Below are 26,715 nucleotides of genomic sequence, written 5' to 3' on the forward strand. Positions count from 1 at the left end.
TTTTGGATCGCGGCCTTTTTTGTGGCTCCTGGATTTATTTACCCAGGGGAATCTTCGGCGCCCAGATCAGCCACTCGTCTTCAAACTTGTCGAACAACGGGAAGGTCTGCTCGGGCAGTGCCGGGTTGCCCATGCGCTCGCCATCCGGCGTCGCAAAGGCAATGCCGCCCTGGACCAGGGTTTCCAGGGATTCGGTACGCACTGTCGCGCCCTTGAACAGGCCAAAGTCCAGGCCAAAGCCACTGCTGTTCCAGAAACGGCTGCCGCCACGCACCAGCGGGGCGTACTTGGGCTCGATCAGCACATGAATCAGCACACGGTCGGCCGTCTTGCCCAACTCGTAGCCGGTGACCTTGCCCACCGTGACTTCGCGGTAGGTAACCGGCACGCCGACTTTCAACGAGCCGCGGCGAGCCGCGCTGAGGACCAGGCTCAAGCCGGCTTCCTGCACGTTAGCCTCGGGCGGTTGGGCCAGGGCCACGAAGTTCTTTTGTGCCCCGGTGCTTTTCACCGCCGGCAAGACTTCGATGTACTGGCCGGTGACCAGGGTTTCCAGGTTGGCGGTCTTCATCAAGCCCAACTCAGGCTTGACCACCCAGAACTGGCTGCCGGTGCGGGCGATCCGCTCAGGCACTTCGGTGATGCGCGCACTAAGCATCACTGACTGCATGTCGGCGCTCAGGTCGACGCTTTCGATCTTGCCCACGTCCAGGCCTTTGAAGCGAATCGGCGTACCGGGGCGCAGGCCGTCGGCGCGGTCGACCTTGATCGTGATGAGGGTGCCACGCTGGGTGGAGGCTTCGTGATCGGCAAACAGGCGGAAACGCGGGATGCGATTTCTCAGCGGTACGTTTGGCTCTGGGGTCTCAAAGGCGATCCCCCCGGCCATCAGGCTCTGCAGGGATTCGCTTTTGACCTGGATGCCGCCGGTGAGCCCGCCGGTCAGGGTCACGCCACTGGCGTTCCAGAAACGCGTCGAGCCGTTGACCAGGCCTTCGTATTCCTTCTCGATATGCACACCGATCACCAGTTGCTTGCGCTTGCGCGAGAACTGATAGCTCTGGACCGAACCGACCTTGACCTGTTTGTAGAGGATCGGGCTGCCAACCTCCAGGGAGCCGAGGTTTTCTGTGAGCAGGACCAGGTGCAGGCCTGGGGAGCGCAGGTCCAGCGGTGGCGCCTTGGGCCGGGCGACGAACTCACGTTGGGGACTGGCGCCTTTGTCGCCGGGACGGATGGCAATGTAATTGCCCTTGACCAGGGCTTCCAGGCCGGTGATACCGGCCAGGGAGATGGACGGCTTGACTACCCAGAATTGTGTGCCTTCCACCAGGTAATCTTCGGCCAATGGGTCGAGGGTCAGGTCGGCGCTGGCGCTGGACAGGTCGGAGTCGACCTTGAGGGCCTTGAGACTGCCGACCTGGATGCCTTTGTACATCACCGGCGTACGCCCGGCTTGCAGGCCCTCGAAGTCACTGAGCTTGACCTTGATGCGAATGCCCGCGGCGGCGGCGTCGAAGTCTTCGTACAGACGGAACGGCAGGCTTGGGTCGGTGGGCGGGCTGTCCTTGCGGTTTTCCGGCGTGGCGAAGGCAATCCCCCCGGAGACGATGCTGGCCAGGGACTCGCTGCGCACTTTGACCCCGGACAGGTTGGCGTCGATGCTGATGCCGCTGGCGTTCCAGAAACGCGTATGTTTGCGCACCAGGTTGGCGTAGGTCGGCTCGATATAGACTTTTATCTCGACGGTGTTTTGATCGGCTGACAGCAGGTAGCTTTTGACCTGGCCGACCTGGATCTGTTTGTAGAAGACCGGGCTGCCACGGTCGAGCGAGCCGAGCCGCTCGGCCTTGACGGTCAGGTGCAGGCCGGGCTTGGCGTCGGATAATGGCGGCTCTTCGGAGAGCGCCTTGAATTTGCGCGTAGGCTCGCCGTCACCTGGGCTCGCGGCGATGTAATTGCCCGAGACCAGGGTTTCGAGGCCGGTGATCCCGGCCAGGCTCACGCTGGGCTTGACCAGCCAGAAGCGCGTATTGGCCTTGAGGTATTGCTCGACATCCTTGTTCATCTCGATGGTGGCAATCACCCCGCGATTGCTGCCCTCGTCATCCAGGGCCAGGGTCTTGACCTTGCCCACGGGCATGCCTTTGTAGACCACTTCGGTCTTGTTGGCCTGGATGCCTTCACCGCTTTCAAAGCGAACCTGGATCTCGATGCCCGTCTGGGTGTAGGCACGCCATCCGAGCCAGCCGCCAATCACCAGGGCGATCAACGGCAGTACCCAAATGGCCGACCAGTTCGAAGCGGGGCGGGTTTTAGCCTTTGGCAAATCAGTCATGGTCGTCGTCCGACTCCGTGTTATCCCAAATCAGTCGGGGATCGAAAGTTACTGCGGCAAACATCGTCAAGATCACCACACTGGCGAACGCCACGGCACCGAGATTGGCCTCGATACTGGCAAGTCGCCCAAAGTTAACGACCGCCACCAGAATGGCGATCACGAAGATATCCAGCATGGACCAGCGACCGATGAATTCGATAAAGCGGTACATGATAATGCGTTGTCGGGCGGAAAGCGGCTGGTGACGCTGCACCGAGAATAGCAACAGGGCGATGCCCACCAGCTTGAAGGTCGGCACCAGGATACTGGCAATAAACACCACGGCGGCAATCGGGAACATACCGTGCTGAACCAGTTCGATCACGCCCGCCATGATAGTGCTCGGCGCACCCTGCCCCAGGGAGTTGATCGTCATGATTGGCAACAGGTTAGCCGGAATGTACAGAATTGCCGCAGTAATCAGCAAAGCCCAGGTGCGCATCAGGCTGTTCGGGCGGCGGGCATGGACCAACGCACCGCAACGGGTGCAGGTCTGCTCGTCGGTCTCCGGGTCCTGCCTGTTGAGTTCGTGGCATTCGGTACAGATCAGAATGCCAGCATCAATCGCCCGCATGTTCGTCCTCCCCGGACAATGCCTGCCAGATTTGGTGAGGTGACATGACCACCTCCAGCAGCACCTGAACCATCAACAGGCTGACAAAGCAGGCCAGCCCCAGGCCTACACTGAGGGCGGCCATGTCGGCCAGCTTTACAATCGCCACCAGCACGCCCATCAGGTAGACCTCAAGCATCCCCCAATCGCGCATATGGTGATAAATACGGTAGAGCAACAGGCCGTAGCTGCGGCCTATGTTCCAGCGAATACTCAGCAACACCGCCAGTTGGCACAGCAGCTTGAGCAACGGGATGCCCATGCTGCACAGGAACACCACCACCGCGACGCCTTGCATCCCGGTATTGAACAGGGCGACTACACCGCTCCAGACCGTGTCTTCAGAAGACTGCCCGAGTAGATTGAGCTGCATGATGGGTAAAAAGTTCGCCGGGATGTACAGCAATAACGCGGCGATCACCAAGGCCAGGCTGCGCTCGACGACATTGTAGCGGTGGGCGTACATCTCATAACCACAGCGCGGGCATTGGGCCTTTTCACCGTGCGCAAGCTCTGGCTTGCGCATCAGCAAGTCGCACTCGTGGCAGGCAACCAGGTCCTCCAGCGGTAGGTCGGACACCTGGGTGGTATCAACCGGGTCGGACATATAGGGCTCTAAGTCTAAAATGATCAGGGGTCTATTCTAGTGTTCTGGTTGGGAAATAACTGTGCAAATTTGTCGGGATGAACAATGGTGTTATGCCAGCGCCTTTTCGACCGCCCAAAACAAAACCCCAACTGCTTTCGCAATTGGGGTTTCGGAATTTAATCTTGACGATGACCTACTCTCACATGGGGAAACCCCACACTACCATCGGCGATGCATCGTTTCACTGCTGAGTTCGGGATGGGATCAGGTGGTTCCAATGCTCTATGGTCGTCAAGAAATTCGGGTACTGAGTCGCGGCAAGTGCCTCGCTTCAGCAAATTGGGTATGTGACAGCTTTCGGTGTTTTGTGAGATTCGAACTTTCGGTTCATTTCGTCTTCACACACCGCAATCTGATGCTCTTTCGAGAAACAAATTGCTTGGGTGTTATATGGTCAAGCCTCACGGGCAATTAGTATTGGTTAGCTCAACGCCTCACAGCGCTTACACACCCAACCTATCAACGTCGTAGTCTTCGACGGCCCTTCAGGGAACTCAAGGTTCCAGTGAGATCTCATCTTGAGGCTAGTTTCCCGCTTAGATGCTTTCAGCGGTTATCTATTCCGAACATAGCTACCCGGCAATGCCACTGGCGTGACAACCGGAACACCAGAGGTTCGTCCACTCCGGTCCTCTCGTACTAGGAGCAGCCCCTCTCAAATCTCAAACGTCCACGGCAGATAGGGACCGAACTGTCTCACGACGTTCTAAACCCAGCTCGCGTACCACTTTAAATGGCGAACAGCCATACCCTTGGGACCGGCTTCAGCCCCAGGATGTGATGAGCCGACATCGAGGTGCCAAACACCGCCGTCGATATGAACTCTTGGGCGGTATCAGCCTGTTATCCCCGGAGTACCTTTTATCCGTTGAGCGATGGCCCTTCCATACAGAACCACCGGATCACTAAGACCTACTTTCGTACCTGCTCGACGTGTCTGTCTCGCAGTCAAGCGCGCTTTTGCCTTTATACTCTACGACCGATTTCCGACCGGTCTGAGCGCACCTTCGTACTCCTCCGTTACTCTTTAGGAGGAGACCGCCCCAGTCAAACTACCCACCATACACTGTCCTCGATCCGGATAACGGACCTGAGTTAGAACCTCAAAGTTGCCAGGGTGGTATTTCAAGGTTGGCTCCACGCGAACTGGCGTCCACGCTTCAAAGCCTCCCACCTATCCTACACAAGCAAATTCAAAGTCCAGTGCAAAGCTATAGTAAAGGTTCACGGGGTCTTTCCGTCTAGCCGCGGATACACTGCATCTTCACAGCGATTTCAATTTCACTGAGTCTCGGGTGGAGACAGCGCCGCCATCGTTACGCCATTCGTGCAGGTCGGAACTTACCCGACAAGGAATTTCGCTACCTTAGGACCGTTATAGTTACGGCCGCCGTTTACCGGGGCTTCGATCAAGAGCTTCGCGTTAGCTAACCCCATCAATTAACCTTCCGGCACCGGGCAGGCGTCACACCCTATACGTCCACTTTCGTGTTTGCAGAGTGCTGTGTTTTTAATAAACAGTCGCAGCGGCCTGGTATCTTCGACCGGCATGAGCTTACGGAGCAAGTCCTTCACCCTCACCGGCGCACCTTCTCCCGAAGTTACGGTGCCATTTTGCCTAGTTCCTTCACCCGAGTTCTCTCAAGCGCCTTGGTATTCTCTACCCAACCACCTGTGTCGGTTTGGGGTACGGTTCCTGGTTACCTGAAGCTTAGAAGCTTTTCTTGGAAGCATGGCATCAACCACTTCGTCACCCAAAGGGTAACTCGTCATCAGCTCTCGGCCTTAGAATCCCGGATTTACCTAAGATTCCAGCCTACCACCTTAAACTTGGACAACCAACGCCAAGCTGGCCTAGCCTTCTCCGTCCCTCCATCGCAATAACCAGAAGTACAGGAATATTAACCTGTTTTCCATCGACTACGCTTTTCAGCCTCGCCTTAGGGACCGACTAACCCTGCGTCGATTAACGTTGCGCAGGAAACCTTGGTCTTTCGGCGTGGGTGTTTTTCACACCCATTGTCGTTACTCATGTCAGCATTCGCACTTCTGATACCTCCAGCAAGCTTCTCAACTCACCTTCACAGGCTTACAGAACGCTCCTCTACCGCATCACCCGAAGGTGATACCCGTAGCTTCGGTGTATGGTTTGAGCCCCGTTACATCTTCCGCGCAGGCCGACTCGACTAGTGAGCTATTACGCTTTCTTTAAAGGGTGGCTGCTTCTAAGCCAACCTCCTAGCTGTCTAAGCCTTCCCACATCGTTTCCCACTTAACCATAACTTTGGGACCTTAGCTGACGGTCTGGGTTGTTTCCCTTTTCACGACGGACGTTAGCACCCGCCGTGTGTCTCCCATGCTCGGCACTTGTAGGTATTCGGAGTTTGCATCGGTTTGGTAAGTCGGGATGACCCCCTAGCCGAAACAGTGCTCTACCCCCTACAGTGATACATGAGGCGCTACCTAAATAGCTTTCGAGGAGAACCAGCTATCTCCGAGCTTGATTAGCCTTTCACTCCGATCCACAGGTCATCCGCTAACTTTTCAACGGTAGTCGGTTCGGTCCTCCAGTTAGTGTTACCCAACCTTCAACCTGCCCATGGATAGATCGCCCGGTTTCGGGTCTATTCCCAGCGACTAGACGCCCTATTAAGACTCGCTTTCGCTACGCCTCCCCTATTCGGTTAAGCTCGCCACTGAAAATAAGTCGCTGACCCATTATACAAAAGGTACGCAGTCACCCAACAAAGTGGGCTCCCACTGCTTGTACGCATACGGTTTCAGGATCTATTTCACTCCCCTCTCCGGGGTTCTTTTCGCCTTTCCCTCACGGTACTAGTTCACTATCGGTCAGTCAGTAGTATTTAGCCTTGGAGGATGGTCCCCCCATATTCAGACAAAGTTTCTCGTGCTCCGTCCTACTCGATTTCATGACTAAGAGATTTTCGCGTACAGGGCTATCACCCACTATGGCCGCACTTTCCAGAGCGTTCCGCTAATCTCAAAGCCACTTAAGGGCTAGTCCCCGTTCGCTCGCCACTACTAAGGGAATCTCGGTTGATTTCTTTTCCTCAGGGTACTTAGATGTTTCAGTTCCCCTGGTTCGCCTCTTAAGCCTATGTATTCAGCTTAAGATAACCATCTTATGATGGCTGGGTTCCCCCATTCAGACATCTCCGGATCAAAGTCTGTTTGCCGACTCCCCGAAGCTTTTCGCAGGCTACCACGTCTTTCATCGCCTCTGACTGCCAAGGCATCCACCGTATGCGCTTCTTCACTTGACCATATAACCCCAAGCAATCTGGTTATACTGTGAAGACGACATTCGCCGAAAATTCGATAATACTCAATTTGAGTAACTCACAAATTTTACCTTAGCCTGATCCGTTACCAGTGAAAGTAACGTTCAGTCTATCTTTCTATCACATACCCAAATTTTTAAAGAACGAACTAGTCAAAGACTAGAAATCAACATTCACCATCACAATGATGGAATGCTCATTTCTAAGCTTTATACAAACAGAAGCAGTAGTGGTGGAGCCAAACGGGATCGAACCGTTGACCTCCTGCGTGCAAGGCAGGCGCTCTCCCAGCTGAGCTATGGCCCCGTATTTCTACAGGCGTTTCCCACACAAAATTGGTGGGTCTGGGCAGATTCGAACTGCCGACCTCACCCTTATCAGGGGTGCGCTCTAACCAACTGAGCTACAGACCCAATTTCGGGCTGCTTCTTTTCGTCTTCTTCAATGAATCAAGCAATTCGTGTGGGAACTTATGGAGCAGCTGATGTCGTCGATTAAGGAGGTGATCCAGCCGCAGGTTCCCCTACGGCTACCTTGTTACGACTTCACCCCAGTCATGAATCACACCGTGGTAACCGTCCTCCCGAAGGTTAGACTAGCTACTTCTGGTGCAACCCACTCCCATGGTGTGACGGGCGGTGTGTACAAGGCCCGGGAACGTATTCACCGCGACATTCTGATTCGCGATTACTAGCGATTCCGACTTCACGCAGTCGAGTTGCAGACTGCGATCCGGACTACGATCGGTTTTGTGGGATTAGCTCCACCTCGCGGCTTGGCAACCCTCTGTACCGACCATTGTAGCACGTGTGTAGCCCAGGCCGTAAGGGCCATGATGACTTGACGTCATCCCCACCTTCCTCCGGTTTGTCACCGGCAGTCTCCTTAGAGTGCCCACCATAACGTGCTGGTAACTAAGGACAAGGGTTGCGCTCGTTACGGGACTTAACCCAACATCTCACGACACGAGCTGACGACAGCCATGCAGCACCTGTCTCAATGCTCCCGAAGGCACCAATCTATCTCTAGAAAGTTCATTGGATGTCAAGGCCTGGTAAGGTTCTTCGCGTTGCTTCGAATTAAACCACATGCTCCACCGCTTGTGCGGGCCCCCGTCAATTCATTTGAGTTTTAACCTTGCGGCCGTACTCCCCAGGCGGTCAACTTAATGCGTTAGCTGCGCCACTAAGAGCTCAAGGCTCCCAACGGCTAGTTGACATCGTTTACGGCGTGGACTACCAGGGTATCTAATCCTGTTTGCTCCCCACGCTTTCGCACCTCAGTGTCAGTATCAGTCCAGGTGGTCGCCTTCGCCACTGGTGTTCCTTCCTATATCTACGCATTTCACCGCTACACAGGAAATTCCACCACCCTCTACCATACTCTAGTCAGTCAGTTTTGAATGCAGTTCCCAGGTTGAGCCCGGGGATTTCACATCCAACTTAACTAACCACCTACGCGCGCTTTACGCCCAGTAATTCCGATTAACGCTTGCACCCTCTGTATTACCGCGGCTGCTGGCACAGAGTTAGCCGGTGCTTATTCTGTCGGTAACGTCAAAATTGCAGAGTATTAATCTACAACCCTTCCTCCCAACTTAAAGTGCTTTACAATCCGAAGACCTTCTTCACACACGCGGCATGGCTGGATCAGGCTTTCGCCCATTGTCCAATATTCCCCACTGCTGCCTCCCGTAGGAGTCTGGACCGTGTCTCAGTTCCAGTGTGACTGATCATCCTCTCAGACCAGTTACGGATCGTCGCCTTGGTGAGCCATTACCCCACCAACTAGCTAATCCGACCTAGGCTCATCTGATAGCGCAAGGCCCGAAGGTCCCCTGCTTTCTCCCGTAGGACGTATGCGGTATTAGCGTCCGTTTCCGAACGTTATCCCCCACTACCAGGCAGATTCCTAGGCATTACTCACCCGTCCGCCGCTCTCAAGAGAAGCAAGCTTCTCTCTACCGCTCGACTTGCATGTGTTAGGCCTGCCGCCAGCGTTCAATCTGAGCCATGATCAAACTCTTCAGTTCAAACATCTTTGGGTTTTTAAGAAACCCTAAACTTGGCTCAGCAATCGTTGGTTACATCTTTGATTTCTCGCGGAGTAACTTGTGATGCTGATAATCTTGTTGACTATCAGTCTGACTCCACAAGCACCCACACGAATTGCTTGATTCAGTTGTTAAAGAGCGGTTGGTTAAGATCTTTCGTCTCAACCGAGGCGCGCATTCTACAGCAGCCTCATTTGCTGTCAAGTGATTATTTTCAGAAGCTTTCGAGGTTTTCCTCAACAACTTCAACCACTTGCGCTTTCGATCTCTCGTCAGCGGGAGGCGAATTCTACAGCGTTACACGCTGCTGTCAACACCTCTTTTTCAACTTCCTTTTGGCTTCGATGCACTGAAGCAACCTGCTGCCGAAAACTACATAACTCTTTGTTTACCAAGGAGTTTTCCGTTTCGACTGCGCCGGAAGTGGGGCGAATTATAGACAGATATAAATCGCCGTCAACCGTTACTTTCAGGTTTATTCGGATTTAAGCGTAATCCGCGCAAATGCCTTCTTGCCGGCCTGGCAAACGTGGGTCGCACCCAGCTCGTATATAAAGGAGCGATCGACAACCTCACCATCTATACGCACACCACCGGAGCCGAGAAGGTCGCGTGCAACCGCCGAGTTCTTCACCAATCCCGCCTTATTAAGGACAGCCGCGATCGGCATCGCCTCGCCAGCAGTCAATTCAATCTCAGGCAGATCATCCGGCAGCTCGCCATCCTTCATACGATTGCCCGCAGCACGATGAGCACTGGCCGCAGCCTCCTCGCCGTGGAAGCGCGCAACAATTTCTTCCGCCAGCTTGATCTTGACGTCCCGCGGGTTCGCACCCGCCTCCACATCGGCACGCAACGCGTTGATCTCATCCATCGAGCGGAAGCTCAACAATTCGAAGTACCGCCACATCAAAACATCAGGGATAGAAACCAGCTTGCCGTACATCACACCCGGCGCTTCCTGGATGCCGACATAGTTGCCCAACGACTTGGACATCTTCTTCACGCCATCCAACCCTTCCAGCAATGGCATGGTCAGAATGCATTGAGCCTCCTGACCATACGCGCGCTGCAGCTCACGCCCCATCAACAGGTTGAACTTCTGATCGGTACCGCCCAGCTCGACATCCGCACGCAGCGCCACCGAGTCATACCCTTGAACCAACGGGTACAGGAACTCGTGAATCGCGATAGGCTGATTGGTGGAGTAGCGCTTATCGAAGTCATCGCGCTCGAGCATCCGCGCAACGGTGTACTGGGACGTCAGACGAATGAAGTCCGCCGGCCCCATCTTATCCATCCAAGTGGAATTGAACGCCACTTCGGTCTTGGCCGGATCAAGAATCTTGAAGACCTGAGTCTTGTAGGTCTCGGCATTATCGAGGACCTGTTCACGGGTCAGCGGCGGGCGCGTAGCACTCTTGCCGCTCGGATCGCCGATCATCCCGGTGAAATCACCTATAAGGAAGATCACCTGGTGCCCCAGCTCCTGGAACTGACGCAGCTTATTAATAAGCACGGTATGACCCAGGTGCAGATCCGGTGCCGTCGGATCAAAGCCAGCCTTAATACGAAGGGGTTGGCCACGCTTGAGCTTTTCGATCAGCTCGGCCTCGACCAACAGTTCTTCCGCACCACGTTTGATCAGCGCTAGCTGCTCTTCAACCGACTTCATAACAGACCCGCAAAGCTCAGATTCAAAGGGAACCAACCATACAAGATCAGGGACTAATTACAAGTTTTGCCCTGCAAACGGACACCATTCGGCGAGCCCGGCATTCGCAAGCTTGCACCACAGATGATTTGGTTATATTTTATACAGTTATTTCATCTTCATCATGTCATTCATCTTTTCCATTTCATCTTTTCAAAGTCAAAATTACCTATGACCACTGAACCGTCTAAAGCGCCGCCGCTTTACCCGAAGACCCACCTGCTCGCCGCAAGTGGTATCGCCGCCCTTCTCAGCCTGGCACTCCTGGTATTCCCTTCCAGTGACGTAGAAGCCAAACGAACGACCCTGAGTCTTGACTTGGAGAGTCCGGTTGAACAACTGACACAAGACCAAGACGCTTCTGACGCCCAACAAGCCACAACCGCGAGCGTCGAGTCACCCTTTGCACAGATTGAAGACAGCACGCATGACACCAAGGCAACCGCCCAGGCAGCACCTGTACCCCAGATAGCAAAAGGTCCCGAACACCGTGAAGTGATCGTGGCCAAAGGCGACACACTGTCGACACTGTTCGAGAAAGTCGGCCTTCCAACCGCGACCGTTAACGATGTGCTGGCCAGCGACAAGCAAGCCAAGCAATTCACCCAGCTCAAGCGCGGCCAGAAGCTTGAGTTCGAGCTCAGCCCAGACGGTCAACTGACCACCCTGCACAGCAATCTCAATGACCTTGAAAGCATCACCCTGACCAAGGGCGCCAAGGGCTTTGCCTTCAATCGCGTGACCACCAAGCCGGTAATGCGCTCTGCCTATATTCATGGGGTGATCAACAGCTCGCTGTCCCAGTCTGCGGCGCGCGCAGGCCTGTCCCACAGCATGACCATGGAAATGGCCAGCGTGTTTGGCTACGACATCGATTTTGCTCAGGATATTCGCCAGGGTGACGAGTTCGACGTGATCTACGAGCAAAAGGTGGCCAATGGCAAGGTTGTCGGCACCGGCAATATCCTGTCGGCGCGCTTTACCAACCGCGGCAAGACCTACACCGCTGTGCGCTACACCAACAAACAAGGCAATAGCAGCTACTACACCGCCGACGGCAATAGCATGCGCAAGGCCTTCATCCGTACTCCGGTTGACTTCGCTCGTATTAGCTCGCGTTTTTCCATGGGCCGCAAGCATCCAATTCTGAACAAAATCCGCGCCCACAAAGGTGTGGACTATGCAGCACCCCGCGGCACGCCAATCAAGGCTGCCGGTGACGGCAAGGTGCTACTGGCCGGGCGCCGGGGCGGCTACGGCAATACCGTTATCATCCAGCACGGCAACAGCTACCGTACGCTGTACGGGCATATGCAAGGCTTTGCCAAAGGCGTGAAGACCGGCGGCAACGTCAAGCAAGGCCAGGTGATCGGCTATATCGGCACCACCGGCCTGTCCACCGGCCCGCACCTGCATTATGAGTTCCAGGTCAACGGCGTGCACGTCGACCCGCTAGGCCAGAAGTTGCCTATGGCCGACCCCATCGCCAAGGCCGAGCGCGCCCGCTTTCTTCAGCAAAGCCAGCCGCTGATGGCACGCATGGACCAGGAACGCGCCACCATGCTGGCTTCGGCGAAGCGCTAAGCGATGGCGCTCTATATAGGTGTGATGTCCGGGACCAGCCTCGACGGCCTGGACATTGCGCTGATCGAGCAAAACACGGCGGTCAAGCTGATCGCCACGCATTACATCCCCATGCCTGAATCCCTGCGTGCGGAGCTGCTGGGCCTTTGTGCCAGCGGCCCAGACGAGATTGCGCGCTCGGCGATTGCCCAGCAAAACTGGGTCACCCTCGCCGCCCAGGGCATTCATGCCCTGCTTGAGCAACAGCAACTCACGCCCGCCGACATCCGGGCGATTGGCAGTCATGGGCAGACTATTCGCCACGAACCTGCCCGCGGCTTTACCGTGCAGATTGGCAACCCCGCTTTACTGACCGAGCTGACTGGAATAACCGTCGTCAGTGACTTCCGTAGTCGCGATGTGGCCGCCGGTGGCCAGGGTGCGCCACTGGTGCCTGCCTTTCACGAAGCGCTGTTCGGCCAGACCAGCGGCAACCGGGCAGTGCTGAATGTCGGCGGCTTCAGCAATCTGAGCCTGATCGAGACCGGCAAACCAGTAGCGGGGTTTGACTGCGGCCCGGGCAACGTCCTGCTCGACGCCTGGATTCACCAGCAACGGGGCGACACCTTTGACCGCGACGGCCAATGGGCTGCGACAGGAAAGATCGAGCCACAGCTGCTCACCGCGTTGCTCAGCGACCCTTTCTTCCTGACCCAGGGCCCGAAAAGCACTGGGCGCGAAGTCTTCAACCTGTCTTGGCTGGAGCACCACCTCGGTCGACTGCCATCATTCGATGCACAGGATGTCCAGGCCACGCTGCTGGAGCTGACGGCGCAGACTATCGTCGAGTCGTTGAAAACCGCACAGCCGCACACCGAGACCCTGCTGGTATGTGGCGGCGGCGCCTACAACACGACGCTGATGAAGCGCCTCGCCGCCATGCTACCGGCCACCCGCGTGAGCAGCACCGCCACCCACGGCGTAGACCCTGACTGGGTGGAAGCCATGGCCTTCGCCTGGCTGGCCCATTGCTGCCTTGAAGGCATCGCCGCCAACCGCCCAAGCGTGACGGGTGCACGCGGCCTTCGCGTACTTGGCGCGATCTACCCCGCCTGACACGCACATAGCAAAACGCCGCCTGGCTCCATAAGAGCCAAGCGGCGTTTTGCCTATCCGCTATCGATCAGATCGAGAACGACGAACCGCAACCACACGTCGTGGTGGCATTCGGGTTCTTGATCACAAAGCGCGAGCCTTCCAAACCTTCCTGGTAATCCACCTCGGCGCCTGCCAAGTACTGGAAGCTCATCGGATCCACGACCAGGCTTACGCCCTCGCGCTCGACGATGGTGTCGTCATCGGCCACATCTTCATCGAAGGTAAAGCCGTACTGAAACCCTGAACAACCGCCGCCCGTAACGAATACGCGCAGCTTCAAGCGATCATTACCCTCTTCATCGACCAGGCTCTTCACCTTGTGCGCAGCACCGTGGGTGAATTGCAAAGCCGTGGGGGTGAAGGATTCAACGCTCATGCTGATAATCTCCCGGCGTAGCGCCGCCATATGCGTGATGGCGGCCATTATCCGCTTCTCCTAGAAAAGCGGTCAACTATTGTTACGGTATATCAATCTGCCCGGCGCCCCTTAAAAACACAAAAGGCCCGATCAACGGGCCTTTTGCACAGCAGCCAACGCCTTAAGGCAGCATGCCGGCGTGGGACAAACCGAGCTTCTCATCCAGGCCGAACAAGATGTTCAAGTTCTGTACAGCCTGGCCCGACGCGCCCTTGACCAAGTTATCGATTACCGACAGCACCACTACCAGGTCGCCATCCTGCGGCCGATGCACGGCAATCCGGCACACGTTGGCACCGCGCACGCTGCGGGTTTCCGGGTGGCTACCGGCAGGCATTACATCGACGAACGGCTCATTGGCATAACGCTTTTCAAACAATGCCTGCAGATCCACCGAGCGATCTACGACCGTTGCATACAGTGTCGAGTGAATCCCACGGATCATCGGGGTCAGGTGCGGCACGAACGTCAGGCCGACGTCACTGCCAGCCGCACGCCGCAGTCCCTGGCGAATTTCCGGCAGATGGCGATGCCCCTTTACGGCATACGCCTTCATGCTTTCCGAGGTCTCGGAGTACAAGGAGCCTACAGCCGCACCACGACCGGCACCGCTGACGCCCGACTTGCAGTCGGCAATCAGGCGCGAGGCATCAGCCAGCCCGGCCTCCAGCAGCGGCAGGAAACCCAACTGGGTAGCCGTCGGATAGCAACCCGGCACGGCAATCAGGCGCGCCTGTTTGATCTGCTCGCGATTGACCTCGGGCAAGCCATACACCGCCTCTTCGAGCAGCTCTGGAGCACCATGGGGCTGGCCGTACCACTTGGCCCACTCATCGGCATCCTGCAGGCGGAAGTCCGCAGAGAGGTCGATGACCTTGGTCCCGGCCGCCAGCAGCTCGCCGGCCAAGGCATGCGCAACCCCATGCGGCGTGGCAAAGAACACCACGTCGCAGGCGCCCAGGGTCTTGATATCCGGAACGCTGAACGCCAGGCCGTCGTAATGACCGCGCAGGTTGGGATACATATCGGCAACGGCCAGGCCGGCCTCGGATCGGGAGGTGATGACCACCACCTCAGCTTGCGGATGCTGAGCCAACAGACGCAGCAATTCGACACCGGTGTAACCCGTGCCGCCGACGATACCGACCTTGACCATAAACCTGCCCTCAACGAACCCACTGGAAAGCCGTCGATAATAGGGGCCGTATCGTTCTGCGACAACCGTCAACGTGACGTGCGCGCACTCTAACCTCTACTATCTCCAGTTACCGTGAACCTGGGAATAACTAAAAATGCTTTATCTATGGCTCAAAGCCTTTCATATCGTCAGCATTGTCTGCTGGTTTGCCGGGCTGTTTTACCTTCCGCGCCTGTTCGTCTACCACGCACAAAGCCAGGATGCCGTCAGCCAGGAGCGCTTCTGCATCATGGAGCGCAAGCTGTACAAGGGCATCATGCTGCCAGCGATGATCGCCACGCTGGTATTCGGTATCTGGTTGATCAGCCTTAACCCGAGTGTCTTCAGCCAAGGTGGCTGGATGCACGCCAAGCTGACCTTGGTGGTGATCCTGATCGGCTACCACCATATGTGTGGCGCCCAGGTAAAACGTTTTGCCCGTGGCGAAAACACCCGCAGCCATGTCTTTTATCGCTGGTTCAATGAAGTGCCAGTTCTGATATTGCTGGCTATTGTAATTTTGGTCGTCGTAAAGCCGTTCTAACTCTAATCAGCCGCACTTAACCTGGGGTACTTCCAATGTCGCTGCCCGCTTTGCTAGAACAACGCCTGCGCCTTCCCGTGGTGGCTGCGCCGATGTTCCTGATTTCCAATCCGCAACTGGTCCTGGCGTGCTGCCGCAATGGCGTGGTCGGGAGTTTCCCGGCACTCAACCAGCGCGAAAGCAGCGGGTTCAAGGCCTGGCTGGAAGAAATCGAGGCGGGCCTGGCACTGCTGGAAAACCCCGCGCCCTACGCGGTCAACCTGATCGTGCACAACAGCAACCCGCGCCTTGAGGCTGACCTGGCGATCTGCGTCGAGCACAAGGTGCCGATCGTTATCACCAGCCTGGGTGCGGTCAAGGAATTGGTAGACGCCGTACACAGCTATGGCGGCCTGGTGTTCCACGACGTCACTACCCGGCGCCACGCCGAAAAAGCCGCAGAAGCCGGCGTCGACGGACTGATCGCCGTGGCGGCGGGGGCTGGCGGCCATGCCGGCACCTGGAGCCCGTTCTCGCTGATCGCCGAGATCCGCCAGTTCTTCGACAAGACCCTCCTGCTGGCCGGCTGCCTGAACCATGGGCACGAGATCCTCGCCGCACAATTGCTCGGGGCAGACCTCGCGTATTTCGGCACGCGCTTTATCGGCACCACTGAAAGCCACGCCCCCGATGCCTATAAAGAGATGCTGCTCACATCGCGCGCAGCCGATATCGTGCACACTCCGGCGGTGTCGGGCGTGCCCGCAAGCTTTATGCGCCAAAGCCTGGAAAACGCCGGTTTCGACCTTGCCGCCCTGCAAGGCAAGGGCGAAGTGAACTTTGGCTCCAAGCTCAAGCCACTCAGCGACGAGGCAAAGGCCTGGAAGACTGTATGGTCCGCCGGCCAAGGCGTCGGAGAGATTGACGATTTGCCCAGCGTCGATGAACTGGTTGCCCGCCTCGATGCCGAATACCGCAAGGCACGCGAGCAAGCGGCACAATTGCGCTGGCCGCGCTGACTCACCCGCCAGGCCTGCCGATTGAAGCAGGCCTGCATTACCCCTGAAAAGTGACAAGGATGCCCGCATGAGCGACAACCGTTTCAAGATTGTGTTTGATGGAGCCCTGCTCCCGGGTGTCGAAAGCACCACCGCCAAGCTGAACCTGGCCGAATTATTCAAAAGCGACGTCGAAGCGATTGAAAAACTCTTCACCGGGCGCCCGGTGGCCTTGAAGCGCGACCTGTCTCACGCCGATGCCGACACCTATCTGGCAGCCCTGAAAAACGCCGGCGTCGATGCGCGCATCGAAGCCGAACAACCCGTGGCCTTCAGCCTGGCTGAAACCCATGAGACCGACTCCGCGACCGCCGATTTCTCGCGTCCAGCCGCCTCACCATACGCACCGCCGCGCGCAGTTGTAGGGGAAAACCTTCCAGAGTTTTCCACCCTCAAGGTGTTTACCGTCAACGGGCGTATCGGGCGCTTGCGCTTCCTCGCCTGGACCCTGGTGCTGAGCCTGGCCTTGTTCACCGTCGTGGGCGCCCTGTTTACCGTGGGCCTGGGTATTGCCGCGGTATCTCCCACTGCGGCGATCATCATTGGCTCACTGCTCGGTTTCGTCGTGCTCGTGGCATCTGTGTGGATCAGTGTCCAGATCACCGTGCAGCGCCTACATGACCTGGGCTGGTCCGGCTGGTTATGGTTCCTGAACCTTGTACCGATCGTGGGCAGCATTTTCCCGATCCTGCTGATCGTGCTGCCTGGCAATGCGGGTGCCAACCAGTATGGTGCGCCACCGCCACGCAACTCGACCGCGGTGAAGGTCCTGGCCACCCTGTGGCTGGCACTGCTCCCATTGATATTCGCCGCTACGGTGATGCTGGCCATGAGCGGTTACCTGGACCAGCTCGAAAGCAGCGTGGACGGTGGCTATGAAAACAGCTCCATGACCACCGATGAAGACGCTGATCAGAGCGTCATCGTGGGTGAAGAAGATGTGCAAAGTGCTGACGATGCGGCCGAACCTGTAGACTCTACGCAAGAATGAAGAAACGCCCCACGCCTGTGACGCATCTGTCGCAGGCTCGGTGGCGTTGCGATGGAGAAACGCATGACCCGTTACGCTCTGATCACCGGTGCCTCCAGCGGCATCGGCCTGGCCTTGGCTGAAGCACTGGCCCGTCGCGGCCGCAGCTTGATTCTGGTGGCCCGCCAGCGTGATCAGTTGGAAAGTATTGCCATTGAGCTGACCCAACGCTTTGGCGTCGAAGTGTTGTTCCGCGCCTGTGACCTGGGCGAGCCATTGCGCCTGTCTGGGTTCCTGCTAGAGCTGGAAGAAGGTGAGCGGCAGATCGACTTGCTGGTCAACTGCGCCGGTATCGGCACCAGTGGCCCATTCCTCGCCCAGGACTGGATGACCGAGCAGGACCTGATCGAAGTCAACATCCTTGCCCTGACCCGCCTGTGCCACGCGCTGGGTAACTCCATGGCCCTGCACGGTGGTGGGCAGATTCTCAACGTCGCCTCGGTCGCAGCCTTCCAGCCGGGGCCATGGATGAGCACCTATTACGCCAGCAAGGCCTATGTGCTGCATTTCTCCGAAGGCCTGCGCGAAGAGCTGAAGAGCTGCGGCATCAAGGTTTCAGTGCTCTGCCCCGGCCCGACACGCACCGCCTTCTTCGGCACCGCACAGATGGACACCGCCAAGCTGGACCGTCAGCAGCTGATAAGCCCGGAAGAAGTGGCACTGCACACCGTACGTGCCCTGGCAAAGAACAAGGCGATCATTGTTCCCGGTCGCCGTAATCGCTGGCTGGCGTTCAGCCCGCGCTTGAGCCCACGCTGGCTGACCCGCAAGATTGCCGGCGCCATCAACAAGGCCTATTGCCCGCGTTGACCTGCTGGGTACACTCACCCTGCACTTTCATAATGGAGAAACAGCTGTGGATACTCTGTTCACCAAGATCATCAACAGAGAAATACCCGCGAGGATTATCTACGAGGATGACCAGGTCCTGGCCTTCCACGATATTGCGCCAATGGCCCCCGTGCATTTCCTGGTGATTCCAAAGAAGCCGATCCGCACCCTCAACGACCTGACGGAAGAAGACAAAGGCCTGGCAGGACACATCCTGTTCACCGCCCAGCGCCTGGCCGTGGAGCAAGGCTGCGAAAAAGGCTTTCGCGTGGTAATGAACTGCAATGAAGATGGCGGCCAGACCGTCTATCACATTCATATGCATGTACTGGGTCAACGCCAGATGAACTGGCCACCGGGCTGAAACCCCAATTGTAGGGGTCGGCTTGCCGGCGATGGCGGTCTCAAGAGCCTCATCGCCGGCAAGCCGGCCCCTATAAGAAGCATGACCCAGCGCAAACGCACGCCCCTCTCTTGCGGTAAACTGGCCGCCGAGATTTTTCCCGGAGGTCAGCATGACTACCCAACGTCACTACTCGCCGATTGACCGACTGTTGCTGCAAGCCGACACGGCCATGCGCACGCTGCTGCCCTTCAGCGGCCAGCCGTATCGCCCGTCACCTGCCATCGTGCAACCCGAAGCGCAAATGAGCGAGACGGATACCCGCCACGTCGCAGGCCTGATGCGTATCAACCATACCGGTGAAGTCTGTGCCCAGGCGCTGTACCAGGGTCAGGCCTTGACCGCCAAGCTGCCGCAAGTACGCGCAGCCATGGAGCATGCGGCCGAGGAAGAAATCGACCACCTGGCCTGGTGTGAACAACGTATCCGCCAATTGGGCAGCCACCCCAGCGTGCTGAACCCACTGTTTTATGGTTTGTCGTTTGGTATCGGCGCCGCTGCCGGCCTGATCAGCGACAAGGTCAGCCTGGGTTTTGTCGCAGCGACCGAGCACCAGGTGTGCAAGCACCTGGATGAGCATCTGGAACAACTGCCGGCCGAGGACGAAAAGTCCCGGGCGATTCTTGAGCAGATGCGTATCGACGAAGAACATCACGCAGAAAGCGCACTGGATGCCGGCGGTTTCCGCTTCCCGGCACCGGTTAGGTTTGGCATGAGCCTGCTGGCCAAGGTCATGACCAAAAGCACCTACCGGATCTGAGCTGCAAAAAAGGGCGCTTTCAAAGCGCCCTTTCTTTTTTGCCGGTTGATCCTGTGATCAACCCAACTCAACGATCTCGTAATCATGAGTAATGGCCACGCCGGCCGCGCCGAGCATGATCGAGGCCGAGCAGTACTTCTGCGCCGACAGCTCGACGGCCCGCTTGACCTGCGCTTCTTTCAGCGCGCGGCCCTTGACCACAAAATGCATATGGATCTTGGTGAACACCTTCGGGTCTTCAGTCGCGCGTTCGGCTTCTAGAAAGGCTTCGCAGCTTTCCACCGCCTGGCGCGACTTCTTCAGGATGCTGACCACATCGAAGTTGCTGCAGCCGCCCACGCCGAGCAGGAGCATTTCCATGGGCCGTACACCCAGGTTGCGACCACCGGCTTCCGGCGGGCCATCCATGACCACCACATGGCCGCTGCCCGATTCACCGAGGAACATGGCTTCGCCCGCCCATTGGATGCGTGCCTTCATCGCCCAGACTCCACTGCTAAAAAAGGGGCGCCAGCTTATCACAGGCCCTCGCGAGCGCAGTGCCCACCCGCAATACGATCAACAGTAGGCCGTGATAGATAAATTCCCTGATCGAGTCAGAATGTGTCTGTTAAGCTGGCGCCAAATCAATGGCGCATTGCCATCCATTGGATGGACCTCGCTCGATAAAAATATAAGTCCAACCACACCGTGCAGTCTTTTCGGGATACAACCATGGTTGCTATTACCCCCATACCCAAGATCAAGAACCTCGATAAGTTACTGACCCACTGTCAGCGTCGACGCTATCCGGCCAAGCAGAACATCATCTGCGCCGGGGAGCGCTCGGAAACCCTGTTCTTCATTATCAAAGGTTCGGTCACGATCCTGATCGAGGATGAAGACGGCCGCGAGATGATCATCGCCTACCTCAATACCGGGGACTTTTTCGGCGAGCTGGGCCTGTTTGAGCAAGCCGGAAAAGAACAGGAGCGTAGCGCCTGGGTGAGGGCCAAGATCGAGTGTGAGGTCGCGGAAATCAGCTATGCAAAATTTCGCGAGCTGGCCGAACAGGATCCAGACATCCTCTACGCCCTGAGCGGCCAGATTGCCCAGCGCTTGCGCAACACCACGCGCAAAGTCGGCGACCTGGCGTTCTTCGATGTCACCGGGCGTGTCGCCCGCTGCCTGCTGGAGCTGTGCAAGCAGCCAGACGCCATGACTCATCCCGACGGCATGCAGATCAAGGTTACGCGCCAGGAAATCGGGCGCATCGTCGGTTGTTCGCGGGAGATGGTCGGTCGAGTGCTCAAGGATCTGGAGGAACGCAACCTGGTTCACGTCAAAGGCAAGACGATGGTGGTGTTCGGCACTCGCTAGTGCGCAAAGACCTGCGCCAGCATCTGCCGGTACAAACCGTCGAGGCGGCTGATCGCATCCGGCGCCGCAAAAGCTTCATGCAGGGCGATATGGCTGTCAGCGCGCACCCGTTGCTCCAGGCCACACGCCTGATTGAAGCGATTGACCGCAGCAATCAGTTCCTCACGATGGTTATCCAGCAACAGTGCGCCATGCACCAGGCCCACCGGGCGCCCACCACTCTGGCGCCAACGCTGGGCAGTGCCGACCATCTTGCGTCCGTCGAGATTGACGTTATAGCGACCATCGCAAAAGGCACCGTCGATTTCGCCCACGGAGGCATCGCCGCCCAACTCGGTCAGCAAATCGCAGATGGGTTGGCACAGGCGCAAATATCCGGTTTCAATCCGACCCTGGTCGCCCTCACTACGTGGCGGCGCGTAGACCAGTGCAATGTTCACCGTCGCCGCTGACTGCGGCACCGGCTCGCCCCCGGTTTCGCGCAGCAACACCGGCCAGCCGTGGGCCGCCGATACCTGGCTGGCCGCGTCAAATGCGGGCAGGCGGCTCAGGCGCCGAGGCATTACCAGTGCCTGGTCACTGGGTTGCCAGAACAGCAGGCCGAATGATTGCTCACCCGCGCAGACGGCGGCCAGCAAGTCTTGCTCGGCGGCAAGGCCTGCTTCAACGGTCATCGCTACGGGCTGGATCATCGGGCATCTACCTCTCTGAATAAACACAAAAACAAATGTGGGAGCTGGCTTGCTCGCGATAGCAACGTATCAGTCACCAATGCATTGACTGAAAGTCTGCTATCGCAGGCAAGCCAGCTCCCACACAAGCCAGCTCCTACCGTGACCGCGTTTTGAATCAATCCAGCGTCGAGCCGCTGACCGGCAGACCACGCTCCGGGAAAAACAGGCGCTGCAACTCAGCCCCAGGATTCTCCGCACGCATAAAAGTCTCGCCAACCAGGAACGAGTAGACGTCGCTGATTTCCATCAGCTCCACATCCGCACGATTGACGATACCGCTCTCGGTAATCACCAGGCGGTCGCGGGGAATGCGCGGCAGCAAGTCCAGCGTGGTTTCGAGGCTGACCTCAAAGGTGTGCAAGTTGCGGTTGTTGACCCCCACCAAGCGTGTGTCGAGGGTTTTCAGCGCGCGTTCCAGTTCGTCACCGTCGTGGACCTCGACCAATACATCCAGGCCCACGCCCTTGGCAACTGCCGCCAGTTCGGCCATCTGCACGTCGTCCAGCGCCGAAACAATCAACAGCACGCAATCGGCGCCCAACGCCCGGGCCTCGACGATCTGGTACGGGTCGATCATGAAGTCCTTGCGGATCACCGGCAACTTGCACGCGGCGCGGGCTTGTTGCAGGTAAGCGTCGGAGCCCTGGAAGTAGTCGATATCGGTCAACACCGAAAGGCAGGTCGCCCCGCCTTTCTCATAGCTGGCAGCAATCTCTGCTGGCACGAAGTGCTCGCGGATCACGCCTTTGCTTGGCGAGGCCTTTTTGATCTCGGCGATCACCGCTGGCTGCTTGAGCTTGGCCTGGGTGATCAGGGCATTGGCGAAGCCGCGCGGTGCATCGGCGCTTTTCGCCAGGCCTTCCAGCTCGGCCAGGCTCACGCGGGCGCGGCGCTCGGCGACTTCTTCAGCTTTACGGGCGAGGATGTTTTCCAGGACTGTTGGCACGCTCATCCTTCATTCTCCATTTTGAATACGGCCGTGAATGCTCCCAGCTCTTCGAGCTTTTCGCGAGCCAGACCCGTATGCAGCGCATCGTGGGCCAAGGCGACACCTTCTGTAAGACTATAGGCGTGATCGGCTGCGTAAAGTGCCGCGCCAGCATTCAGAACAATCATCTCTGCCGCTTTCTGACCGTTTTCAGTCTTGCGACGCCCCAGGGCATCGCGAATCAATTCCAGGGAAGCGGCCGGGCTTTCCACCGCCAGGCCGTGCAGGCTCTGGCTCTTCATGCCCAGATCCTCTGGCTCGACCCAATATTCAGTGACCTGATCGTTCTTCAGTTCCGCCACAAAGGTCGGCGCCGCGAGACTGAATTCGTCCAGGCCATCCTTGGAGTGCACCACCAGCACATGCTTGCTACCCAGGCGCTGCAGGACTTCGGCCAATGGCCGGCACAGTGCCTGGCTGAACACGCCCACCACCTGATGTTTCACACCGGCCGGATTCGTAAGCGGGCCAAGCATGTTGAACAGGGTACGCAGGCCAAGGTCCTTGCGCGGTCCGGCGGCGTGTTTCATCGCACCATGGTGGGACTGGGCAAACATAAAGCCGATGCCAACGTTGTCGATGCAGCGCGCCACCTGCACCGGGGTCAGGTTCAGGTAGATACCTGCTGCCTCCAGCAGGTCGGCACTGCCGCTCTTGCCGGATACAGCACGGTTGCCGTGCTTGGCCACGGTGCAACCGGCAGCCGCCACCACGAAGGAGGAGGCCGTCGAGACGTTGAAAATATTCGCACCGTCGCCGCCGGTGCCGACCACATCGACCACGCCGTCGAGGGTCTTGAGCTCGACCTTGTCCGCCAACTCGCGCATCACCGAGACGGCGCCGACGATTTCGTCGATGCTCTCGCTCTTCATACGCATGGCCATCATAAAGGCGCCAATCTGCGCATCGGTGCATTGACCGGTCATGATTTCGCGCATCACATCGCTCATTTCAGCGGTGCTCAGGTCCAGATGGCCGACGATACGGCTCAGGGCAGTCTTGATATCCATGGAAAGTCCTTAGCGCGTGCCGCCGCTCTGCTTGAGAAAGTTGGCGAACAGCTCGTAGCCCTGCTCGGTCAGAATCGATTCAGGGTGAAATTGCACCCCTTCGACATTCAGTATCTTGTGCCGCAAGCCCATGATCTCGTCGACCGAGCCGTCTTCCAACTGGGTCCAGGCTGTCAGCTCCAGGCACTCGGGCAAGGTTTCGCGCTTGACCACCAACGAGTGGTAGCGGGTCACCGTCACCGGCAGGTTCAGGCCCTGGAACACGCCCTGATCATTATGGAACACCGGGCTGGTCTTGCCGTGCATCACCTGGCGGGCGCGCACTACGTCGCCGCCGAACGCCTGGCCGATGGACTGGTGGCCCAGGCAAACCCCGAGGATCGGCAGCTTGCCGGCGAAAAACTGGATGGCTTCCAGGGAGATACCCGCCTCGGTCGGCGTGCACGGGCCAGGGGAAACCACAATGCGCTCAGGGTTCAGGGCAGCAATCTGTGCCACGGTCATTTCATCGTTGCGCACCACCTTGACCTCGGCACCGAGCTCGCCCAGGTATTGCACAACGTTGTAGGTAAAGGAGTCGTAGTTATCAATCATCAGCAACATGTGGGTTCAAACCTCTTGAATTCACTGATTTCGAATGACCGCCTTCCAAGAGAGTGACCCGCTGCCAGACGCACTTTCCGGTTGCCGGGGTCAGCCGGCAAGGGGCGTCGAACAAAGGGTGAAGAAGGCAAATCGGTACAGGTCCGGCCGGGCCGGCAGAGAAAATTCAGGCGCGCCAACGCCAACGGGCGTGTGCCTTGACTACTCGCATCAAGAGTTTGCTGATGATCAACACGGGGAGGGTCTCATTCATACGTTCCCGCACAGTAACGTAGCCTCGCCAGCGGTGCAATATGGAGCAGCAAATACGGGGGGCATGACAAAGGGTTTGTAGGAAAAAAACGATTTTCCTCACAGGCAACTCCCACTACATTGCTAGTGTTTCACTTCCGATACAAAAACAATCACATGGAATTGCGTATGCTCAGACCATCTTTTGTTGCGCCCCTTGCCGGCTGCCTCCTGGCGCTGGCCTGCGCGCAGGCGTTTGCAGCCCCTTCACCTTATTCAACCATGGTCGTTTTCGGCGATAGCCTGGCGGACGCGGGCCAGTTTCCCGATGGTCTGTCCGGTGCCACCCTGCGTTTTACCAACCGTACCGGTCCCACATTCCAGGGCGACTACGGCCTGGTTTCCTCGACCCTGCTGGGCTCCAAACTAGGCGTGGCAGCGAACGACCTGAATGCCTCCACCTCGCCGGTTCGCGCGGCCCAAGGCTTGCCTGATGGCAACAACTGGGCGGTCGGCGGCTACCGTACCGACAACATCCTGGATTCCATCACCTCGCTATCCAACACGGCGATCCCTCCGGGCAATGCGGGCGCCGGCACGGTGTTGCGCAGCCGCCAGGGGTATCTGCCGGCAAACGGCGGACGCGCCGACCCCAACGCCCTGTATTTTCTGTCCGGTGGCGGCAATGACTTCCTGCAACAGCGCGTCCTCAGTCCAGGCCAAGCCGTTGCCGCAGGCGGGCGCCTGGCCGACAGTGCCCAGGCCCTGCAACAAGCCGGCGCGCGCTACATCATGGTGTGGATGCTGCCCGACCTGGGCCTGACACCCGCCATCAACGGCACGCCGCAGCAAGCTGCGACGTCCGCCCTGAGTAATATTTTCAACCAGGCATTGGTACAGCGCCTGTCGCAGATCGATGCCCAGATCATCCCGTTGAATATTCCACTGCTGTTGCAGGAATCCTTCGCCGACCCTGGCCGATTTGGCCTGGCGACCGGGCAGAACCTTACCGGCACCTGCTTCAGTGGCAACAGCTGCACCGCCAACCCGACCTATGGCATCGGCGGCACCAACCCGGACCCGACCAAACTGATCTACAACGACTCGGTCCACCCCACCGTCGCCGGGCAACGCTTGATCGCCGACTATGCCTATTCGCTGCTCGCCGCCCCCTGGGAGCTGACGCTGTTACCGGAAATGGCCCACGGCACCCTGCGCGCCCACCAGGATGAATTGCGCAACCAATGGCAGGCGGACAACGGCAACTGGCAGGCCGTGGGCCAATGGCGCGCAATTGTCGCCGGTGGTGGCCAGCGCCTGGACTTCGACGGTCAAGGCAGCTCCGCCAGTGGCGACGGCAGTGGCTACAACCTGAATATCGGCACCAGCTATCGCCTCGACGACAGTTGGCGCGTAGGCGTGGCGGCCGGGCTATATCGCCAGACGCTCGAAGCCGGCGCCAGCGACTCGGACTACAAGCTCAACAGCTACATGGGCAGCGCATTCGCCCAGTATCAGCACAACCACTGGTGGGCCGATGCCGCGTTGACCGGCGGCCGGCTGGACTTCGACAGCCTCAAGCGCAAGTTCGCCCTGGGCGTCAGCGAAAGCTCGGAAAAAGGTGACACCGACGGCTGGCTCTGGGCCTTGAGTGGTCGCGTGGGCTACGACATTGCCGGCGTCGGCAGCGATTGGCACCTGTCGCCGTTCATCAGCGCCGACTATGCGCGAGTCGAAGTCGATGGCTACGGGGAAAAAGGCAACCGCTCCACCGCGCTGACCTTTGATGATCAGCAACGCGACTCCAGGCGCCTGGGCGTTGGCCTGCAGGGTAGCTACCGCGTCACTCCGCAAACCCAGGTTTTTGGCGAAGTGGCTCACGAGCATGAGTTCGAGAATGACACCCAAAAGGTGAACATTTCGCTCAACAGCGTGCAGGGGATCGATTTCAAGCTGGACGGCTACACCCCTCGCAGCAACTCCGATCGCCTGAGCCTCGGGATCAGCCACAAGCTCACCCAGGAGTTGGCCCTGCGCGCGGCGTATAACGTGAGGAAGGATGACAGCCTGACCCAGCAAGGGGTCAGTGTCGGGGTGAGCCTGGATTTCTAAACCGGTCGTAAGAACAACATCAAACCCATGTGGGAGCGGCAAGTCG

21 protein-coding genes, 2 tRNA genes and 3 rRNA genes are annotated in these 26,715 nt (G+C 57.9%); 10 read left to right on the forward strand and 16 right to left on the reverse strand.

Going from position 1 to position 26,715, the window contains the following annotated elements; translation table 11 throughout:
* Window positions 1–34: 34 nt before the first annotated feature.
* The 9 genes from HBO05_RS17270 to tyrS form a co-directional block, all read right to left on the reverse strand.
* Window positions 35–2,338: an MlaD family protein gene (locus tag HBO05_RS17270; RefSeq protein ID WP_170043062.1), complete on the reverse strand. Its 2,304-nt coding sequence runs from the start codon at window positions 2,336–2,338 to the stop codon at window positions 35–37.
* The gene (locus HBO05_RS17275) at window positions 2,331–2,954 is read right to left on the reverse strand and encodes a paraquat-inducible protein A (protein WP_169954801.1); all 624 of its coding nucleotides are present in this window, start codon (window positions 2,952–2,954) and stop codon (window positions 2,331–2,333) included. The genes HBO05_RS17270 and HBO05_RS17275 overlap by 8 nt, the downstream gene beginning before the upstream one ends.
* The gene (locus tag HBO05_RS17280; protein WP_169954800.1) at window positions 2,941–3,600 is read right to left on the reverse strand and encodes a paraquat-inducible protein A; all 660 of its coding nucleotides are present in this window, start codon (window positions 3,598–3,600) and stop codon (window positions 2,941–2,943) included. Before HBO05_RS17280 ends, HBO05_RS17275 begins: the two co-directional genes overlap by 14 nt.
* A 162-nt stretch (window positions 3,601–3,762) precedes the next feature.
* Window positions 3,763–3,878 (reverse strand): 5S ribosomal RNA (gene rrf / locus HBO05_RS17285).
* A 154-nt stretch (window positions 3,879–4,032) separates the two neighbouring features.
* Window positions 4,033–6,926 (reverse strand): 23S ribosomal RNA (locus tag HBO05_RS17290).
* A gap of 248 nt (window positions 6,927–7,174) precedes the next feature.
* Window positions 7,175–7,250 (reverse strand) — tRNA-Ala (locus HBO05_RS17295).
* A 30-nt stretch (window positions 7,251–7,280) separates the two neighbouring features.
* A tRNA-Ile gene (locus tag HBO05_RS17300) sits at window positions 7,281–7,357 on the reverse strand.
* A gap of 82 nt (window positions 7,358–7,439) precedes the next feature.
* Window positions 7,440–8,976 (reverse strand): 16S ribosomal RNA (locus HBO05_RS17305).
* The 16S, 23S and 5S rRNA genes sit together here with 2 tRNA genes alongside, the layout of an rRNA operon.
* A 496-nt stretch (window positions 8,977–9,472) precedes the next feature.
* A complete protein-coding gene (gene tyrS / locus HBO05_RS17310) occupies window positions 9,473–10,672 on the reverse strand; it encodes a tyrosine--tRNA ligase (RefSeq protein WP_169953840.1) in 1,200 nt (399 codons plus the stop codon).
* Window positions 10,673–10,882: 210 nt separating this feature from the next.
* On the opposite strand from tyrS, the gene HBO05_RS17315 reads away from it, so the two are divergent.
* Window positions 10,883–12,295, forward strand: a complete 1,413-nt coding sequence (locus HBO05_RS17315) for a peptidoglycan DD-metalloendopeptidase family protein (RefSeq protein ID WP_172313540.1) — start codon at window positions 10,883–10,885, stop codon at window positions 12,293–12,295.
* A 3-nt stretch (window positions 12,296–12,298) separates the two neighbouring features.
* A complete protein-coding gene (locus HBO05_RS17320) occupies window positions 12,299–13,390 on the forward strand; it encodes an anhydro-N-acetylmuramic acid kinase (protein ID WP_169953838.1) in 1,092 nt (363 codons plus the stop codon).
* A gap of 67 nt (window positions 13,391–13,457) precedes the next feature.
* Here the strand turns inward: HBO05_RS17320 and erpA are convergent, their stop codons facing one another.
* Both erpA and argC read right to left on the reverse strand, forming a co-directional pair.
* Window positions 13,458–13,808: an iron-sulfur cluster insertion protein ErpA gene (gene erpA, locus HBO05_RS17325; RefSeq protein ID WP_003176443.1), complete on the reverse strand. Its 351-nt coding sequence runs from the start codon at window positions 13,806–13,808 to the stop codon at window positions 13,458–13,460.
* Window positions 13,809–13,971: 163 nt separating this feature from the next.
* Window positions 13,972–15,006, reverse strand: coding sequence for an N-acetyl-gamma-glutamyl-phosphate reductase (gene argC / locus HBO05_RS17330; RefSeq protein ID WP_169953837.1), 1,035 nt, complete (start codon window positions 15,004–15,006; stop codon window positions 13,972–13,974).
* Window positions 15,007–15,142: 136 nt separating this feature from the next.
* On the opposite strand from argC, the gene hemJ reads away from it, so the two are divergent.
* The 6 genes from hemJ (at window position 15,143) to coq7 (ending at window position 19,632) form a co-directional block, all read left to right on the forward strand.
* Entirely contained in the window at window positions 15,143–15,571 is a 429-nt protein-coding gene (gene hemJ / locus HBO05_RS17335; protein ID WP_169953836.1) for a protoporphyrinogen oxidase HemJ, read from the forward strand.
* A 35-nt stretch (window positions 15,572–15,606) separates the two neighbouring features.
* A complete protein-coding gene (locus HBO05_RS17340) occupies window positions 15,607–16,569 on the forward strand; it encodes a nitronate monooxygenase family protein (protein ID WP_169953835.1) in 963 nt (320 codons plus the stop codon).
* A 67-nt stretch (window positions 16,570–16,636) separates the two neighbouring features.
* Window positions 16,637–17,599 (forward strand): DUF805 domain-containing protein, encoded by a 963-nt coding sequence (locus HBO05_RS17345; protein WP_169953834.1) that lies wholly within the window; start codon window positions 16,637–16,639, stop codon window positions 17,597–17,599.
* 63 nt (window positions 17,600–17,662) lie between these two features.
* Window positions 17,663–18,448, forward strand: coding sequence for an SDR family oxidoreductase (locus tag HBO05_RS17350; RefSeq protein WP_169953833.1), 786 nt, complete (start codon window positions 17,663–17,665; stop codon window positions 18,446–18,448).
* 46 nt (window positions 18,449–18,494) lie between these two features.
* Window positions 18,495–18,833 (forward strand): histidine triad nucleotide-binding protein, encoded by a 339-nt coding sequence (locus HBO05_RS17355; RefSeq protein ID WP_032858506.1) that lies wholly within the window; start codon window positions 18,495–18,497, stop codon window positions 18,831–18,833.
* A 151-nt stretch (window positions 18,834–18,984) separates the two neighbouring features.
* On the forward strand, window positions 18,985–19,632 hold the full coding sequence (coq7, locus tag HBO05_RS17360; protein ID WP_169953832.1) for a 2-polyprenyl-3-methyl-6-methoxy-1,4-benzoquinone monooxygenase: 648 nt from the start codon (window positions 18,985–18,987) through the stop codon (window positions 19,630–19,632).
* A 57-nt stretch (window positions 19,633–19,689) separates the two neighbouring features.
* Here coq7 and HBO05_RS17365 read toward each other — a convergent pair whose 3' ends face one another.
* Window positions 19,690–20,112, reverse strand: a complete 423-nt coding sequence (locus tag HBO05_RS17365) for an OsmC family protein (RefSeq protein ID WP_169953831.1) — start codon at window positions 20,110–20,112, stop codon at window positions 19,690–19,692.
* A 234-nt stretch (window positions 20,113–20,346) separates the two neighbouring features.
* On the opposite strand from HBO05_RS17365, the gene crp reads away from it, so the two are divergent.
* Window positions 20,347–20,991: a cAMP-activated global transcriptional regulator CRP gene (gene crp, locus HBO05_RS17370; protein WP_169953830.1), complete on the forward strand. Its 645-nt coding sequence runs from the start codon at window positions 20,347–20,349 to the stop codon at window positions 20,989–20,991.
* Here the strand turns inward: crp and HBO05_RS17375 are convergent.
* The 4 genes from HBO05_RS17375 to HBO05_RS17390 form a co-directional block, all read right to left on the reverse strand.
* A complete protein-coding gene (locus tag HBO05_RS17375; protein ID WP_170042263.1) occupies window positions 20,988–21,683 on the reverse strand; it encodes a lipoate--protein ligase family protein in 696 nt (231 codons plus the stop codon). The genes crp and HBO05_RS17375 overlap by 4 nt on opposite strands.
* A 157-nt stretch (window positions 21,684–21,840) precedes the next feature.
* On the reverse strand, window positions 21,841–22,677 hold the full coding sequence (trpC, locus tag HBO05_RS17380) for an indole-3-glycerol phosphate synthase TrpC (protein ID WP_169953828.1): 837 nt from the start codon (window positions 22,675–22,677) through the stop codon (window positions 21,841–21,843).
* The gene (trpD, locus tag HBO05_RS17385; RefSeq protein WP_032858515.1) at window positions 22,674–23,723 is read right to left on the reverse strand and encodes an anthranilate phosphoribosyltransferase; all 1,050 of its coding nucleotides are present in this window, start codon (window positions 23,721–23,723) and stop codon (window positions 22,674–22,676) included. The genes trpC and trpD overlap by 4 nt, the downstream gene beginning before the upstream one ends.
* A 9-nt stretch (window positions 23,724–23,732) precedes the next feature.
* Window positions 23,733–24,326, reverse strand: a complete 594-nt coding sequence (locus HBO05_RS17390) for an aminodeoxychorismate/anthranilate synthase component II (protein ID WP_172313542.1) — start codon at window positions 24,324–24,326, stop codon at window positions 23,733–23,735.
* A gap of 420 nt (window positions 24,327–24,746) precedes the next feature.
* Here HBO05_RS17390 and estP point away from each other — a divergent pair, with 420 nt between their 5' ends.
* Window positions 24,747–26,669, forward strand: a complete 1,923-nt coding sequence (gene estP, locus HBO05_RS17395; protein WP_172313544.1) for an esterase EstP — start codon at window positions 24,747–24,749, stop codon at window positions 26,667–26,669.
* Window positions 26,670–26,715 lie beyond the last annotated feature (46 nt).

Source organism: Pseudomonas sp. WS 5079 (assembly GCF_012985465.1).
Taxonomy (GTDB): Bacteria; Pseudomonadota; Gammaproteobacteria; order Pseudomonadales; family Pseudomonadaceae; genus Aquipseudomonas.